Raw genomic sequence first — 15,159 nt, forward strand, 5'->3', positions numbered from 1 at the left:
TATTTATACTAATTAACAAAAACGCCTTTATTTTCAAAAATAAAGACGTTTTTTGATAATATATATATCTATTTACATATTAGCCTAAAAAACACGCCTTATTTTTAAATATAAACGGTCTTTCGGAATGCTAACTATCTATAAAAACATTCTTATCTATTCTAATTTTCTTTAAAAATTAAAATAATCATTAATTCTAAAATATTAGAAATAAGTATAAGTAAAAAGTCAAAAAATATTTCAAAATATTGTTCAAGAAGTCCAATTAGATATAAAGTTCCACCTGAATAAAGAGAAGTGATGGATGATGCTAAAAAACAATAACCACTTCTTATAACCAAATTTTTCTGGCATTTTTGTAAAAAAATCTTCCGATAAACAAACTTAAGCACAAAATTAAATGAAAATTGCTAATCTTGAAACACTAAAACTTCTTACTTCATGTAAAAACACAGAAATCTATGAAGAAAAGTTCATTTCATAGCTAGCATAGAAGAATAGTACTAAAATCAAAATTACAAGTGAAAAATTTATAGGATTTTTAAAAGGCATTTGTTCTTTAACATATTCAGAATGGATTCTTTTATGGTATTTTTTATCAAATAAAGAAAAAAATGGCAGCAAATTTGTTATAAACCAATTGCAAAAGTAGACAATACTATAATAAAAACTTTCTCCTATATTTTTTGTAAAAGTCTTATTTAAGAAGATAGTTTTATTTATAAAATTAACGAAAGACTCTGGTAATAGAAATTAATTAATAGATCGTAGATTGCAACAAAATAAAATCAGATAATGATATTTCCATATTCTTTTTGGTGATTGTAGAATTATTATGATTATGTTAGCTATGTTTAAAATACCTCTGCTTCTGGGAAATAAACACATAATTGTTTCCTTTTAATAAGGACAATTATTCGAATATATTTCCTTTATAAAAGGAAATTTTTTATGATAGAAGCCACTTCCATATAGGTAAAACTTTAATTTTTTTACCGTCAATTTCTAATGTATCTTCTTGTTCATATGTTAATACATTTAAATTATCTATATTTAAATATTTAGCTGCCGACAATATTCCTTTAATCTCTCTCGATTTATTTTTTTCGTTTAACTCCCAAGTTACTTGATATGCTACTAGCAAATTGTCTTTTTTAGCAATAAAATCACACTCACTTTTCTCATAAAAATAAAATATTTCAAAACCTTTTCTTTTTAACTCAATATATACAATATTTTCTAAAATTCTTCCATAATCTTCCGAAGTTACTTTTTTTGCAAGACCATGGTCAACGAGGTAAATTTTCACAGGATTTCTTACTCGCTTATATGAAGATTCAGAGAATTTTCTTACTTCATAAACAAGCATACTATTAAGAAAATATTTATAATAAGCATATAAACTATCTTTAGAAAATGGAATAAGTTCTTTATAGTGTTTATAAAAACTATGCAGTGAAAATCTAGTGGAAAATGATGAAAATAACTTATCCCAGAGAGCATCAAGTAACTGAATATTTTTAATTTGATATCTTTCAACTATATCTCTAAAATACATTGAATTAATATATTCCTTTAAAATTTTCTTCTTATCAAATTCGTTTTCTAAAAAAGACAATTCAGGTAACCCTCCAAATTTGAGATAATCTATAAATAATTTTTTAATAATTATTTTGTTTTCTCCATAAACTAATTGCGAAGGATCAAGATTATTAGTTTTTAAAGACACAAACTCTTTGAATGAAAAAGGTAAAATTTCAATACTCCAAGAACGTCCTCTAAGAGAAGTATGAATTTCATAAGGAGTGATCTTTGAAGAAGAACCTGCACAAAAAACTGTAATATTATTTCTTTCTATTAATCTTCTAACATATTTTTCCCACGAAGGAACATTTTGAATTTCATCGAATAAGAATATAACTTTATCATTATTTAAACAGTTAGGTTTTAATTCAAAGAATGCTTCTTTGATTTTTTCTAAATCTTCAGGTTGAAGATCATTAAGTCTCTCATCTTCAAAATCTATATATAAAGCATTATTAGAATTTTTTTTATATATGTCAAGAAGAATATAACTTTTTCCACTTCTTCTAACTCCGTATAAAATTACAGCCTTTTTTAAGTATTTTAAATCAGGCAAATTTATGTTTCTAGGAAAAATATAGTCGAGTTTAGAAATGAAATTTTCATTCTCAATAATAATTTCTTTTAAAATTTCTGATGATACCATAATTACTCACCCCTAAAAAATTATAGCATATTTTCCTTTAAAAAAGGATAATTTTATTATTTTATTTCTTTTTTCGAAGGAAATATTTATCAAAAATAAATGCAATATAATAGTTATTATATTGCATAGTAGAATTCAAATAAAAAATAAAAAGGAGTCTAAAGACTCCTTTCATTTGTTTTATCTTATATTTAGTTTAGAATATTTTAAATTACTTGTTTTCTAACTCAGCTTTCCAACTTTTTACAGAGAAGAATATTACGGAAATACCTTCGTGGTTAATATTTTTTATTTTCTTTTTAGCACTTTCTAAATTATTATCATTTCCAATTACGATTTCCACAAGATTTTTATAATGCAACTTTTTAAACTCATTCAATTTTTGAAAATCCTTTTCAATATTTCTTAAATTATTTGCTAATTTCATTTCTACTACTACAAATTTTTTTGCGTATTCGGAATATGAATTATAAAATCTGGTACTTTTCCTTTGCTGAAATAATATTGATATCTTTTATCCACTTCACCTTGTATAACAAATTTCTCTTCTTCAATCAACTTTCTAAATTGATGATAAAATTCATATGCTATAGGCCTCTCTAAATATTTAATTCTTCCTAAATGGTTTGAAAGTATACAAAAATTTTTGTTCATATTTTCTAAGGCTTCAATTATTAAATCTATTAATCTTTTCATGTATAAACCATCCTTCAAAATCAAGTTTTTAAATTTTCTCTTAAGTAAAAAATTTGGACTTTCTAATTTTATATTTTCAGTTATCTTCCGAATTCCTTTTTTAGTGAATAAAAATAAAATACCTTCTTTAATAATCGTATTTCTATATAAGCTTGAATATTTCTTATATCGATTTTTGCTATTTCAATAATTTTGTCGATTTTTTATCTTATTAATTTTTCTATACTATTTATTTTATTAAAATCATGAATTTTTTTGCAAAATTGTATTATGTTTAATCACATTATAATTTTAAGAAGTTTTATACTTATATTATTTATCAATTTCAAATCTTTTAAGTAATCTATTTATAAATTCATCAACACTTCCTACCCAAAATTCTTGATATTTTTCTGGACTACCAAAATTCTTATTAAATAAATATAAATCAAAAATAATTTTTGATCCATCTTTTTCAAAAATTTTAGTTTTTTTACTTTCATAAAATAGTTTTACAAAACCATCAATTTTTCTATATCCATCTGCATACTCAGTTGATTTAGGATCAACAAAAACAACAAAATAATTATTAGCTTTTTTAAACCAAAAAACAAAATCAGGATAAAATTTTTCTGTATTTCCTTCTTTGTTTGTATATGGTATGTAGATGTTGTCAATTTTTTGAACAATTTTACTAAATAACCACCAATCAAAAATTTCAAAATAATTAGATTTTTTCTTTAATTCATTAATAAACTCTATCTCGCTTCTTTCGTTAAGAATGTTGACCAATAAGTTTTTTACAACTTCCCTATCGAGAGCTTTTATAACAGGAATAAAATAATGTTCTTTAATAAAGTCTAGTTCTATTTCATCTCTATCTTTTCCTGTTATACTTATTCTTTTTTCATCATGTTCACTATAAACCTTTTCTATTGTTTCCTTTACTTTGTTGACTTCTTCTTCTTTTGGTATTCTTATCTTAATTCCTTTATAATGAATTATAGGTTCCTCACTTTCTTCAACAGCAGAAATTGTATCAGAAATAACAAAATTGTTTATATACCTAATAATATCTTTAATGCATTCATGCCAGCCTAATCTTTTTTTATCATCTCTAATCTTAAAAAATTTATCTTTATTTTTATCTTCAAATAGTTCTCTTAGTAGTTCTATTTTTTCTATTGGTTTATCATCTTTAGTTAAATAGAATAAATATAATAGTTCATCAGAAATGTTTTCAAGTAAATTTTTTACATCATTAAAATCAATAGTATTAATAATATATTTTTGTATGTTTTCATTCTTTAATACATCAATGTTTATACTTCTTTTTACTTTTTTGTAATAAGGAACAAACAACTTATTTCCATTAATTCTTTCTATATTTTTCTTTAATTCAATTTTTATACCAGAATTCTTAATTATTTCTCTAGTGCTTTCAATAACTTGTTTTATTACATTTGGTTTTGTTCCCCATACAAATAGAGTTTCAATTGGCAATATAAACTTTTTGTGTATGTTAAATTTTGTATTTATTCCTAATCTCTTTCTATCACCATTTTTAACAGGTTGTACTCTCAAACCTCTTCCAATAGATTGCAAAACAAACTTTTTGGTAGATTCGCCTTTTCCAATATTGATGAAAACTATAACATTAGGTCTATTTGAATCCCAACCTTCATAAAATGCTCTGGATCCCAATAGCATATTTATGTGTTCTTTCTCATCTAAATCTGAAAAATAATCTTCATCATCAAAAGTTTCTTGAACTTTTAACTTGAATTCTTCAACCAGAGATTTAAATAATTTGTTAGCATCTCCTACTTTAATTAAAGCAAATGGTTTTTCACTTGTCATAAGTTTAAGTGCTAATTCTTTTTCAGATTTTGATTTTACTATTTCAATTTCACCAGGAGTTTCTGAATTAAATACTTCTTTTAGAACATCTAAAGGAGTAATGTTTGATAGAAAATTTCTGTCAATATTTGCTCCAGAAAAGCTTTTACTTTCATCAAAAGGATTAATAGGGTTATTAAAACTTTCAATAGCTATTTTAAAAATTTGAGAATTTAATATTTTTTCATAACCTTCTATTGATGTTATTTCTTTTATAAGCTTAAATAATAACTTCAAATCTGAATCAATTGTATTAACTGAATTAACTAGGAATACTGCTAGTGGTGAATGATATTCCAAACTAAGTTCTTTGTTATTTCTTAATTCTTTTGATATCTTTTTTAAATATGTAAGTAAAATCAATGTTTTCAAAATTATCAAGTATTTTTTATTCTCTTCAAAATCCTTAATACTTTTATCTTTTATTTTCAATTTTTCATCAAAAATTCTAATTTCTTTGCCATATCCCTTTTCAATAAAAGATGATAAGTTGAATTCAAAAATTGTAGTTAAAATGTCTCTTTCATCTGTAAATGTTGCAGAAAAATTAAATAAAAATCCATTTCTTGATAAAATAGAAAAATACTGTTGCGATTTACTAGACTCTTTGTCACCTTTGTGAGCCTCATCTAAAATAACATACCAATTTCCACCATTATCATAGTTTTCATAATTAATTATTTTATCTTTTTGAACATCTGAAATATTATCAGAACGATAATAAAAAATTGGATATTCAAAAAAACTTTTGTAATTAAGCACACTATTAAAATCTTTTAACTCATATAATTTTAGAATTTTTCCACTTTGAGATTTATTAAATTCTTCAAAATGAATTTTAAATTGCTCAATTAAATCATCTCTATATGTTAAGAAAAGGATATTTGTTTTTGGTATTAGACCTCTTTCCATATATGTTATTAAAGTATCAATTAGCTTAACAATTACTAATGTTTTTCCACTTCCAGTAGCCATCCAAAATCCCATTCGGTTAATAAAATTACTATACGGTATCTTATCCCCTTCATTATAAAAATATCTATTTAGAATTTTCCAGACATCACTTTCAGAATTTCTAATATTCATAATAGATGATAAATCTAAATCTACGGAATATTCTTCCAATTCATTCCAAAATTTTTGTTTATCTGCATTTAGAATTTCATAATAATAATACAATGCTCGTATAGCATATTTTAATGCTTCAATTTGAAAATCCCATAATTTTTTGATATCGGAAAATGACTCTAAATCTACATTTCTCCAATCATATGGCAATTCTTCAAAAATTGGTGCTTTTTCATCTATAAAATTCATCAAAAGAGGATAAATATTTATATTGTTCGAACTTTTTGTTTTACTTGCCATTGTTTTCACCACCATATTAGAGGTTTAATATATTCTACTGGTATATTATCATACCTTATTTCTCCTATGTCTTCTAATTCAAAACTTTCTTTACTTATTTTCTTTATTTTCTTTCCTAATACATTAGACAATGTTTCTACTATGTCTATTCTCATTTCAGGATATAGTTTTGTTAAATTAACTTTGTATTCATTCCCTTCCCTTTTTAATACTGTTTCTACAAATTTCGTTGATCTCATAAATATATATTCATTAAATACATCTTTTCCTGGTGATGGTTGTAAATTTAAATTTCCATGCTCATATTTTGCATTACGCAATACATCTTCATATTGCTCTAGTTCATAGTATTTGAAAAAACCACCAGCATTTTTTTCATTATATGATTCTTTAACATCCTTCTCTTTTGAAATACCTGATTTATCATATGCTAATACTTTTTTCATTCGTGGTAAAATAACAGTATAAAAATGATCTCCTAATTCGATTCCAATCCATTTTCTCCTTAACTTATGTGCAACAGCCGTTGTGGTACCGCTTCCTAAAAAGAAATCCATAACTAAATCTTTTTCCTCCGATGTGGATTCTATAACGCGTTTTAAAAGAATTTCAGAATTTTCAGTAGAAAAATTCCAATTAGAGGTATAACCAGAAATGTCCGTCCAATTTGAATCAATTTGTTTTTCTTCAGTAGAAGGTAACAAATATTCTACAACAACATCTACACTATTTTTACAGTTTGGGCAACCATTCCAAACACCTTCATAATGTTCATAACCACAATTTTTACATCTGATTCTTATTTTTTTCTTTTTTTCCAAAGTTTTTATCCTTTCCTGACCATACGTCCAATGTCTCCCTTTTGGAGGATCTAGTAAATAACCAAAAATGTATAGAGGCTTACCTTGACCTTGAGAATCCATCGAATGCCATCGTTCACCTTTAGCTTTTTTTAATTTTTTAAAAAGTAATTTAAAATAAAAATTTTCAGTTTTAGAAAAAAAATAAATAGAATCTGTAGCTGAATTAAATTTTTTTACTTTTGGATCTTGTTTGCTAATTCTGCTGACAATAATTTCATTTCTAAAATTTTCATTACCAAAAATTTCATCCATTAAAGGTCTAACAATCCAATTACCATTATAATCACATCTTACAAATATACTCCCTTTTTCATTCAACCATTCTCTTGCAAGTCTAATTCTATTCTCCAATAATGTTGCCCAATTAGCGTCTTTATAATTCGTTCTATACATAAATTGGTCCGATGAATCTAAATTAAACGGTGGATCAATATAAATTGTTTGAATCTTTTCTCTAAATTTTGGTAATATCGTATTCAATGCTTGATAGTTCTCGCTCTTTATTAACCATCCATCAAGCGCATCATCTAGATTGTTAAATAATTCCGATATTTCTATCTCTATATCTTTAAAGTATCTCGTATCTATCGGTAAATGTTTATATTTCTCATTTATTTCCCACCTTTCACTAAATAAATTACTTTGTTCTTGTTGATATATTTCTTCTTTCTTGAATCCTTCATCAACTATTCCTAATTCTTTCCACTCTTCTATTTGTTGGTCTATATTCTTATGATTTAATATCTTTTCAAGTACTTCATATCCCCCTTCTTTTTCTACTATCCTATCTATTGTTATTACATAATTACTGTTAAATACAAATTTTGGTTTGTTCCATATCTTTACTAGTTCGTTCTCAAACTGTGCTATAAATTCTATTATCTTATTTGCTATTTTTTTGAATACTTGTATCTCTTTTACCCTCTTTATACTCCAAACATTTTCTGAATCAAACATATATTGATATACATACATATCTAATTGTTCTTTTAAAAATTTCTCTGCATCTTTATTTATAAAGTAATCTACTTCACTTTGCTTGTTAAATATCCTTATCGCTTTTTCTACATCTTCTGTTGTTATGTCTTTATATTCTTTATTCGCTTGCTTTACTATTTCATCTATTTTTGTTTTTCTTACTCTTTCTGAATATATACATCTTAATACTATCCTTTTTTCTTTGTCTATTTCTTTGAATTCAAACATTATATCTTTTCTCTCATTTGCTTTTTTATGTTCTAACTCTGACACATCAAAATAAAACTTTATCTCTTCACCGTTTATCCCTTTTATCTTTATCTCAACACTTTTGTAGTTTTTTTCTGTTTTGACATAGTACAACATATGTGTTTTCCAGAAAAGTATTACATCTTTTTCTGGGTCATATACTCTTTCATATATTCTTTCACTCCATGGTGTGTATGTATAATAAATCGAACCACTTTCTGAAAAATATCTTTTAAAGAATGTGTATAGTTTTTCAAATAACTCTTCTCTAAAATCCTCTATACCGTTAATTTCTAATTCTTTATTAATCAATTCTTCTAATTCCGGTTGTACTATTTTTGTATAATATGTGCTTTTTATCTTCATTAAATTTACATATCCTGACTTTCCTTCTATCTCTTCTCCTATAAATAAATCATTTAACGCCTTGTAAAACTCTTTTTCATGTCTGTTCATTTTTTTCTTCCTCCTCTTCTTCTGTAGAAATTCCTAGTGTTTCAATAATTCTTATTACTTCTAATTCTAAGCTTTCAATAAATTCTTCGATGTCACTAGATTCTGTAAAAATATCGTACAACTTTCTAACTCCTGCATTTGCATATTCTTCAAAAAGTTTATATCTATTAATATTTTCATCTAAATTTTCTTTTTGACTTTGACAAATACTATTTAATAATATTTTTTGCACTTTATATTCAGGATTGTTAAGAAATTCTACGCGTGTTACATCAATAGGATTGTTTTGAATTTTTTCTCTTTTATCGTAAAAATAGCCATATGCACCTGCAAAAAAATACATTTTTGCTTTTGTTATATTTGTTATTTCTTTTAACTTATTCATAATTTCGTTCAATTTATTATTATTTTCTTCATTTAACCTTAGCAATAACACACTCGATTCCATCATATCACCTCTTTTACGTATTTTTCAGCAATTTTTACTTCTGAACTTTCATTCATTTCTAAAATATGTATTGTTGTTGCAAGTTCATTCAACAATTTAACAGATTGTTGATATTCTTTATCAGTAATCATTATTATTATTTGCTTTTCTTTGGAAATTTTTGAAAACATTTCAATTAATTTATCATACGAATCACCAGATATATTTGCTAGAGGTCTATCCAAAATTATAGGAGCATTTACTCCTGAAGCCTTGTGCATTGCTAGAGCAAAAGATAAAGTTAAAACCGATTTTTCACCACCTGACAAACGATTTAAAATCATGTTTCTATATTTATCATACACATTCAAAGAAAAATTTGATGAAAATTCTACATCACTAATTAAATCTTTTTTCCACATAAGTTTTTCTAAATTTTCTTTTATATAATCTAGTATCTCTTTTTTTATTTCATCTCTTCTATTTATTATAGTATTAAGTATTATTTGTTGTAAATTTTCAACAAATTTTATTTTTTCAAAAATTTTATTTGAATCGCCTGTAGCAAGTTTTCCTAATTCACTTTCAATTTCTTTTTCCTCTTTCTCAAAGAATTTAATTTGATTATTAAATCCTCCAATTTTTTGGTTAATTATTTCAATTTGATTTTCAAGTTCTTTTTTTTCATTATATAATTTAATAAGTTCCTCGGCATGAATTTCCGAAAGGTTTTTTTCCACACTTTTTAACTTATTGTTGTATTCTTCTATTTTTGTTAAAACTTCACCTAATTGACTGTTTAAATTCTTTCTTACACTTTCCAATTCTAAAATTTTCTTAGTTAAATAATTATAATCTTTTACACTAATAATAAAATCTTTATCAAGTGAAAGATATTTTTCTAAAATATTTCTATGTTTTTCATCTAATGTTGCTTCACATATTGGGCATTTGTTTTCCTTTAGAGCATCTTTTATAATTTCAGTAGGTAAATAATCATAGTTAACTTCAATTTCTTTATTTTCATTATAGACTTTTTCAATAGCTGACCAGCCAAATATTATTGTGCTTAACTCAAAAACAACTTGTGCTTTCTTTTCTAAAATTTCGCGTTTTTTAATTTCAAATTCTTGAATCAAATTTTTTATGCTTTCTAATTGTTTTTTATAAATCTCATATTCTTTTAATTTTTCCAATTTGTGGTTGATATCTTGCAACCTTTTTTTAGCTTTTTCAAGATCTAAGATTTGAGATTGAAGTAACTTTTCTGCTTCTTTTTTATTATCTTTTATACGATCTAACTTCTTTTCTAAATCTTTCTTTTTATTAAGATTATTTTCATTTACTTTTATATCTCTCAAATATCTAGATTTAATTTTCTCTAAAGCATCTTTAAAACTTTCTAAAATATCAAGCCCAGACATCTTTTTAATTACATAAGATATTTTTACCCCCTGGATTTCATCAAAATAATTATCCAACCTTTCTCCATTAAAGAAAAATTGATCTCTTAAATCTTCAGGTAAAAGATTTTCTATCTCTTTTTTTGCATCAAGATCTTTTAAGATCATACCAATATAATTGCTAAAAGAAAGATGACTTTCGTTCAAAGAAATAGCTTTTTTATTATTTACTTTAAACTTTGATTCTCTTAAGATTAAATAATTTACTTTTTCATCTAATAAATTCAAATTTACTTTTACAATGTGTTCACCGTCTTCATTTAAACAATTATTGTTTAAAACATCAGGATCAGTGGGTTTTGTTATTTTTCCGAAAATTTCTTTTCCATATAAACACCAATTAATTGATTCAAGTAAATTACTTTTTCCCACACCCATTTTTGCAACAATTACATGAAAATCATTGTCTTGATTATTATTTTTTGTAAATTCAATTTTAAAATCTTTAAATTGTTTGAATTTTGATAACTTTATACTCTCAATTCTCAAAATTATCATCTCCTATTTTCAAAGTAATTATCAATTAATTTCTTTGCATAATCTACAAACTTATTTTCATCACTTTCAGTTCTATTAGTATATTCCGAAAAAATTTCCCATAATAGATTAAATACTTTTTCCCCTTCTTTTTCTCCAAATTTAGAATATGTCATTTTTTCTAGACTTTCATACAATTTTGGTGCAGAAGATTTAAGCATGTTTTCACTCCTTTTCTTTATATTTCATTCACTTTGTCCATTACCTCTTTGTAGTTTAAAGCACACTTTGCGATAATTTTTACTCTCTCTTTTTCAGCCTTAAACAAAGAGTCTTCTAAGTTTAAAGCTGTATCTTCTATATACTTTGGTTTTGTGAATATATCGTAAATATAAGAATATTTTTTATTTTCAGAAATTCTTAATATTCTTCCAATTCTTTGTATGAATTCTCTAGGATTTGTACTGCTTGACATTATAATTGCTATTTTAGATTCTGGTACATCAACACCTTCATCAAGTATTTTCATCGCTATAAGTACCTGAATAATCCCTTTTCCAAAATTTTCCAATACATCAATCCTTTGTTTATTAGACAATTCTTGAGTGAATTTGACTGCATATATATTTTTGGATTTTAATAAATCAATAGTTTCATTTATTAACTTATCATCTGTAAAAATTATTGTATGACTAATTTCTCCATGATTCTTTTCAATGTCACTAATTATATTTTCTAAAACTTTTATCTTGTTTCTTGCAGCTTTAATAATCTTACTTCTTTTTATTAAAAACATTTTTAATTTTTCATCAGAATCAATTTCATCAAAAATATTATTTGAAGAATTTTTCACTAAATTAAGTATTTTTAAAGTTAAGTAATTATACTTTTTTGTTTCACTATCAGTTAAAGTACACAAATATGGATAATAATAATATGGAGTTAAAAATGTATTATAAGTTAAAGGATTAACCTTATAAATAGCATCACAAAGAGAAAATTCATATACAATTTCACCAAAATATTCTTTTAAAAAACTATTACCAAAATCATCGTACATTCTTTTTGGTGTTGCACTAAGTCCAAGCCTATAACGAAAAATATTCGATAGATTCTCACGTCTTTTTAGAGAACCAATGCTATGCACTTCGTCAGCAACTAAAATTGTTTCAATATCAGTTTTAATATTTAATAATATATCTTTCATTTTGTCACTTACTAAAGTATCATGTGTAGAAATTATTAATAAGTTTTTAATTTGCCCCAGTAAAAGCTTTCTTACATATCTTTTAAGATCAGAATGCCATTTTCTGTTCTCAGAAAAACACTTTACTATAAAATTAACATTTAAGCCAAATTTTTTAATTGAATTATTCCACTGTTCAATTAAATGAGAATAAGGCACAGATATTACAACAAAATGTTTTTGATTATTCTTTAAAATTCTATCAATTGCTCCTATTGCTGTATAAGTTTTTCCTGTACCCGTTGCCATTGAAATGATTCCCCTAAAATTATTAGATTCCCAGTTATTTATTGCTTCATTCTGGTGTTCAAAAAGAGTTATCTTTTTTACTTTATTATCACTATCTTTTTTATACCATTTTTCAAGAGAGTTAATATCAAAATCTTTGGGAACTATTTTGACTAATTTTTGCTTAATTGCCTCTGGTATTTCAATAACTTTTAAATTAGTTGCATTATTACTCCAATATTTTTCAAATTTTTTTAGATCTTCTTTTACATATTCATTTTCAACATCTATCCAACTTCTAAATACCTTAAATTCCTCAACATTTCTTTGCCAACCTAATAATGTTTCATTTATAGAACCACTAAAAGAAATCATATTTCCTTCCTTGTCAGTAAATATTCCAATTTTTTGGTGAAATAAACCTGAATCAATTATTTTATCTGAAAGCATAATAATGCCTTCCTGGTTAGATAATAGTGCAATTTTTATGTCTAATCTATTGTTTGCGATCATCCAGCCTAAAGCAAATAAATGATCTCTAACAAATTCATTTTCCAAAAATTCTATATTTTTTTCAAGAATAGAATCTATATATTTTGAAGGTTCCTGATTTGCTTCTTTAATAGTTTCTATATCTTCAAAAGTTAATCTTGGTGATACAATTAATTTCATTTTTCCTTCATTCTTTATCAAACCTAATATTCCTCCAGCAGCAATTGCTAAAGATTCCGAAGTAAAAAATCCAGATATTCGAAAATAACTTATTGATTCTTTTAAAACTGGTATGTAAAAATCATTTAAAATGTCATCAATTTCAGAAGAATAAGTTCTTTTCAAAATCAATTTTTTAAAGCTCATAGATCACCTTCTAAATAAAAAATATTATTAAATTTTGAGGCTTTAGTATTTGTTTTACGGTATTTTTTTAATTTTCATAAAAGATTTCGATTTTGGTTTGTAATTACTATAATAAATTTTAATATTTATCAAAAAATATTGGCCAAAGTAAAAACTATTTGTCAGTTAATCTAATCATTTTAGGATGTGCAGAAAGTCTATTTATAACATTAGTAACATATATATAATCTATGCTTTCAGCATTCTCTCATTCATTCCTCTCATCTTTATCCTCTGCTTCAGCTTTTCTAAATACCATTCTATTTTCTATCTTTTACTATTTATCAACTTATTTGTTTCGTTTTTCATAAATTCTTTCCCTTTATTTCCACTAGGCCTTATATTTAGAAATTAACAATTTTATATATTTTTTAGCTATCCACCACTTTTTTCCTTTTTTGGCAGCTATCAATTTTCCTCGCTTTATCATCTTAAGAACACTATCAGGCTTTATTCCAAGCACTTTAGATGCTTCATTAACATCTATTGTTTGTTCAGTTAAACAAATATAATTGTCTATTGCTCTAATAAGTTGTTCAAATATTAGGTTAGATAGTTCCTTAGTTTGCTCTTTGGTAAACATTTTATCCAAATATTCTGGTGTAAAATCTTTAGGCGAATGTTTGAATATATTCCTTATTCCCTCTTCAGCTTTTTCAAGCGCAGTTATATATTCATCTCTCTCACTTTGGTCAATGCCTTTTATTGTTATGTTTATATAACCATTTTTTAGAAGGTAAAAATTGAGAAGAATTCTTCCAATTCTACCGTTGCCATCTTCAAAAGGATGAATTGATTCAAATAATACATGTATTCTTGCTGCTGCCTCATGAATTGGATGGTGTAAATAAGCATATTCAGTATAACTACACTACAATCTAATCCAATCGTTTATATCATATTCAGGCGGTTCAATTTTTGCACCAATTATTTTTATCTTTCCTATACGAAAGATTCCAAGTTTTTGTGGTTTGATAATCCCATCAAATAACATTTTGTGAGCTGTTTTTACTGCTGCAAGACATGGATAATTTTCACCTGTTTTGTAAAGCTCAATTGCAAAATTATATAAAAACTTAGCTGTCCGAAAATGATTTACAACATGAGATGCTGAACGATATTTTCCATTAAGTGCATCAAAAAGTTCGTCTTCATCTACAAAAATACCCTCTATCATTATTGAATTCCTGGTTTCTTCACCTAATATGTAAAGCCATTCTTTGTTAGAAATGTCTATAAAATTCAGTTTAAGTATCTCTTGACGCTTTTTTAATAATTCGGTTTTGTTTTGTAACATAATATCATCACCTTTAAGTCCGTCATTAAAATTAATTTTATATTGGTAAATATCAATTTATATATATAATATCACAGTTTAATTACTTGTCCGGAATCGTATCTCAACAATAAAATCGGATATATATTTACAATGACTTAATATAATAGTTGATTTTAATTAGGATTTGTTGTCTTTTCAAAAGATTCTTCCAGTGCTTATTTTAATGCATAAACAAATCAAAAATATACCCTCAATTATCAAAAAATCCAAAATTAAGCATTTGATTTACAGATTCAACAGGGAAATGTCATCTCGACTTTCTTTACATAATTAAGTATTCTATTTATTTTTTTTAATCGAAAATAAATTTAGATATTTTTTGATATTTCTATGTTAAATAAGAGTTTTTCACTTTTCCTATTTA

11 protein-coding genes and 1 pseudogene are annotated in these 15,159 nt (G+C 24.9%); all 12 read right to left on the minus strand.

Annotation, left to right across the window (positions count from 1 at the left end; genetic code table 11):
- Positions 1 to 949 precede the first annotated feature (949 nt).
- The gene (locus HNP65_RS07550) at positions 950 to 2,230 is read right to left on the minus strand and encodes an ATP-binding protein (RefSeq protein WP_184619658.1); all 1,281 of its coding nucleotides are present in this window, start codon (positions 2,228 to 2,230) and stop codon (positions 950 to 952) included.
- A gap of 211 nt (positions 2,231 to 2,441) precedes the next feature.
- Positions 2,442 to 2,657, minus strand: coding sequence for a hypothetical protein (locus HNP65_RS07555; RefSeq protein WP_184619659.1), 216 nt, complete (start codon positions 2,655 to 2,657; stop codon positions 2,442 to 2,444).
- A gap of 8 nt (positions 2,658 to 2,665) precedes the next feature.
- Positions 2,666 to 2,926 (minus strand): hypothetical protein, encoded by a 261-nt coding sequence (locus tag HNP65_RS07560; RefSeq protein ID WP_184619660.1) that lies wholly within the window; start codon positions 2,924 to 2,926, stop codon positions 2,666 to 2,668.
- Between the two features lie 312 nt (positions 2,927 to 3,238).
- On the minus strand, positions 3,239 to 6,172 hold the full coding sequence (locus tag HNP65_RS07565; RefSeq protein ID WP_184619661.1) for a DEAD/DEAH box helicase family protein: 2,934 nt from the start codon (positions 6,170 to 6,172) through the stop codon (positions 3,239 to 3,241).
- Between the two features lie 5 nt (positions 6,173 to 6,177).
- Positions 6,178 to 8,718 (minus strand): DNA methyltransferase, encoded by a 2,541-nt coding sequence (locus tag HNP65_RS07570; protein WP_184619662.1) that lies wholly within the window; start codon positions 8,716 to 8,718, stop codon positions 6,178 to 6,180.
- Positions 8,705 to 9,169, minus strand: a complete 465-nt coding sequence (locus HNP65_RS07575; RefSeq protein WP_246348236.1) for a hypothetical protein — start codon at positions 9,167 to 9,169, stop codon at positions 8,705 to 8,707. Before HNP65_RS07575 ends, HNP65_RS07570 begins: the two co-directional genes overlap by 14 nt.
- Positions 9,166 to 11,097: an AAA family ATPase gene (locus tag HNP65_RS07580; RefSeq protein WP_184619663.1), complete on the minus strand. Its 1,932-nt coding sequence runs from the start codon at positions 11,095 to 11,097 to the stop codon at positions 9,166 to 9,168. The genes HNP65_RS07575 and HNP65_RS07580 overlap by 4 nt, the downstream gene beginning before the upstream one ends.
- A 5-nt stretch (positions 11,098 to 11,102) precedes the next feature.
- A complete protein-coding gene (locus HNP65_RS07585; protein WP_184619664.1) occupies positions 11,103 to 11,306 on the minus strand; it encodes a hypothetical protein in 204 nt (67 codons plus the stop codon).
- Positions 11,307 to 11,323: 17 nt separating this feature from the next.
- On the minus strand, positions 11,324 to 13,417 hold the full coding sequence (locus HNP65_RS07590) for a DEAD/DEAH box helicase family protein (RefSeq protein ID WP_184619665.1): 2,094 nt from the start codon (positions 13,415 to 13,417) through the stop codon (positions 11,324 to 11,326).
- 370 nt (positions 13,418 to 13,787) lie between these two features.
- Positions 13,788 to 14,039 (minus strand): helix-turn-helix domain-containing protein, encoded by a 252-nt coding sequence (locus HNP65_RS09850; protein WP_246348237.1) that lies wholly within the window; start codon positions 14,037 to 14,039, stop codon positions 13,788 to 13,790.
- 162 nt (positions 14,040 to 14,201) lie between these two features.
- A pseudogene (locus HNP65_RS09995) lies at positions 14,202 to 14,291 on the minus strand (Fic family protein); the annotation flags it as partial.
- Positions 14,292 to 14,327: 36 nt separating this feature from the next.
- On the minus strand, positions 14,328 to 14,753 hold the full coding sequence (locus HNP65_RS07605) for a hypothetical protein (protein WP_184619666.1): 426 nt from the start codon (positions 14,751 to 14,753) through the stop codon (positions 14,328 to 14,330).
- Between the last annotated feature and the right edge of the window lie 406 nt (positions 14,754 to 15,159).

The sequence above is a fragment of the Thermosipho japonicus genome (assembly GCF_014201655.1).
GTDB lineage: Bacteria > Thermotogota > Thermotogae > Thermotogales > Fervidobacteriaceae > Thermosipho > Thermosipho japonicus.